Source organism: Oleiphilus sp. HI0132 (assembly GCF_001635845.1).
The window spans coordinates 1-2191 of record NZ_LWGJ01000468.1; the positions used below are offsets into that span (position 1 = coordinate 1).

The following is a 2191-nucleotide window of genomic DNA, read 5'->3' on the forward strand; positions in this document are numbered from 1 at the left end:
GGGCTATTAAAACAAAGAATGCGAAAACAAACCACTGAATTGCATAGCCAATGTGCATCCCGGACTTTGCTTGGAATTTAGGCCAGTCTCTCACGAAATCTGAATCGGGTTCGGGCGCAAGTCGCAAAATTAAAGGAAGAGCTTTATAGCTGCTTTGCTGCTGAAAAACTTCCATATCCATGTAATACCACAGCGGTGGCGTAGCAGAAATAGGGTGATCGATACTCCCAAGGATGACTGGCTTAGAGCGTGGTGGAGCGAGGATACCGCGTAAACTTAATTGCTCAGTTGGCGTCTTGAACTCAGGCAGTCCGTTTTGCTGTTTGGCCAGCCATCCGCGGTTCACCAAAATAACTTCATCTCGATTGCTGAGTAAAAAAGGGCTCAGTAGGTAGTAGCCTGGTTTGCCCTTGTGAACAATATTGTCTAATAAGAATTGCTCATTAACTAGGTAGTGGCCCGTCGCAAGGGCTTTGGAGGCCGATTTAAGATGATTGCTTTGTAGGTTTAAGTTTCTGGGAGGCAGCATGCTCAATTCTTCAAGCTCGGATTGGGTTTGCTGTTTCTCATCAGCTCGTTGCAATTGCCAAAGGCCCAAAGCACAAAAAACAAGCATCATTAGGATGCAAAACAAAGAGAGGAAAAACTTAGGCTGAAAAGAATAGGGCATATTTAATGGTCAGTCGCAGTTCATTGAGTATTATTTTTCTGTTACGCTGAAACTAGAACAAAGCCTATCAGAATAAGACTTAAAAAAAAGGTGACCTATGAGCTTTTATAAAATTCTAATACTAATTAACTTGTTGGCGGTTCTTGTCAGTCTTGGTGCGGGCGCTTTCTTTTTAGGTAAAGATGATAATCAGCATACACGAGTGCTCACTGCGCTGACTGTACGCATATCTTTATCTATATCATTGTTAGTGCTATTAATTGCTGGCTATTATCTGGGGCTGATCGCACCGAACCAGTTTTGAGGGGCTACTTTCTAACAGGCGCAAGTGAACGTAACCGTTCACTTGTATACAAGTTGGCTTGATCTATGAATCTGAACTTTTTGCTGAAAGGTGATCTAACTTTTCATGCAGAGAGCTTAGTGACTCTTCAACACTCTTTAGTTCAGATTCTTTTTCGCTTTCATCAAGAGAGTTTTCCAAGCGATGGTTGATTTCCGAAGTTAAGGTTCGACCATTCTGTTTCGCTTGTTCTTCAAGCTTTCTTCTAAGCTCTTTTTCCATTCTTAATGAAAAAGCTTTTAATCTGTGTCCGTATTCGTCGCTCATAATTACCACAATAATGAAATATTTATTTAATGGCTACTATTATGATGTTACGGCTGTTTCACTCAACGGATTCCGTTGGCTTTCCGAGGTCTGTTCAAACTAAAGCGAATAAGGATAGAATAAAAGATTGGAAAATAATTGAAAGGATAATTAATGCCGAATCCATATGTTGTTGTCGATGATTGCCCTGACGAGAGTTTCTTGGTCACTAGGATTATCGAACAGCACGAGCAGGAAGTTGATTTATGCATGCTGCAGAATGGTGCGCAGGCGATTGACGTACTGGGTGACCCTGGAAGTCGCACGCCAGATTTGGTTATTTTAGATAACAAGCTACCGTTCTTTACAGGTATTGATGTGATCAAGTCACTGATGAACCAGGCGCGTTTTCACTCTGTGCCGATTGTTTTGATTTCTGCAGGGTTTTCAAAAAATGAAATCAAAGAGGCCTACCGCATTGGTGCAAGGAGTTGCGTGCGGCAGGATCTGGATGTTACCAATTGGAACCGTCAATTAAGAAGTGTTCTGGCTTATTGGCTAACTATTAACGAAGTCTAGTAAGAGCGCCTAATGTAGGGCTTATTCTTAGCCCTACTTTATCAAAGGTTGCCCCTCATAGAAGTCAGTTAAACTCTCAAAATAGGCTGTCATTTTCTTAAGTACTTCATCATCCCAGCGCATTAAAAAGTTCACCATTAGGTAGAAATCGGGGTTTTGGCTGTATCTAGAGTAAACGTTTACGTAATTATCTTGATGCTTACGCTCTTTTTGGCCATCAAAAAGCCCCGTGCATAGGTATATCAGGTCGGTATCTAGAATTTCACACAGAGCAATCAGCTTATTAATGTCTGTTGGAACAGAATTTGTTTTAGTCGGGTTCTCCCAATCGATATAGACCCGTCGTGAAACGC

At 41.6% G+C, this 2191-nt stretch carries 5 protein-coding genes; 2 read left to right on the forward strand and 3 right to left on the reverse strand.

Going from position 1 to position 2191, the window contains the following annotated elements:
* A partial coding sequence (locus A3766_RS05745; protein ID WP_068641892.1) for an SURF1 family protein occupies positions 1–619 on the reverse strand: 619 nt, incomplete at its 3' end.
* Between the two features lie 148 nt (positions 620–767).
* On the opposite strand from A3766_RS05745, the gene A3766_RS05750 reads away from it, so the two are divergent.
* Positions 768–974, forward strand: coding sequence for a twin transmembrane helix small protein (locus tag A3766_RS05750; protein WP_068511303.1), 207 nt, complete (start codon positions 768–770; stop codon positions 972–974).
* 63 nt (positions 975–1037) lie between these two features.
* On the opposite strand, the gene A3766_RS05755 is transcribed toward A3766_RS05750, so the two are convergent.
* The gene (locus A3766_RS05755; protein ID WP_082865296.1) at positions 1038–1280 is read right to left on the reverse strand and encodes an Arc family DNA-binding protein; all 243 of its coding nucleotides are present in this window, start codon (positions 1278–1280) and stop codon (positions 1038–1040) included.
* Positions 1281–1433: 153 nt separating this feature from the next.
* Between A3766_RS05755 and A3766_RS05760 the strand changes: the two genes are divergently transcribed.
* The gene (locus A3766_RS05760) at positions 1434–1838 is read left to right on the forward strand and encodes a response regulator (RefSeq protein WP_068641894.1); all 405 of its coding nucleotides are present in this window, start codon (positions 1434–1436) and stop codon (positions 1836–1838) included.
* A 33-nt stretch (positions 1839–1871) separates the two neighbouring features.
* Here the strand turns inward: A3766_RS05760 and A3766_RS30500 are convergent.
* On the reverse strand, positions 1872–2191 hold a 320-nt coding region (locus A3766_RS30500), incomplete at its 5' end, for a hypothetical protein (protein WP_197479354.1).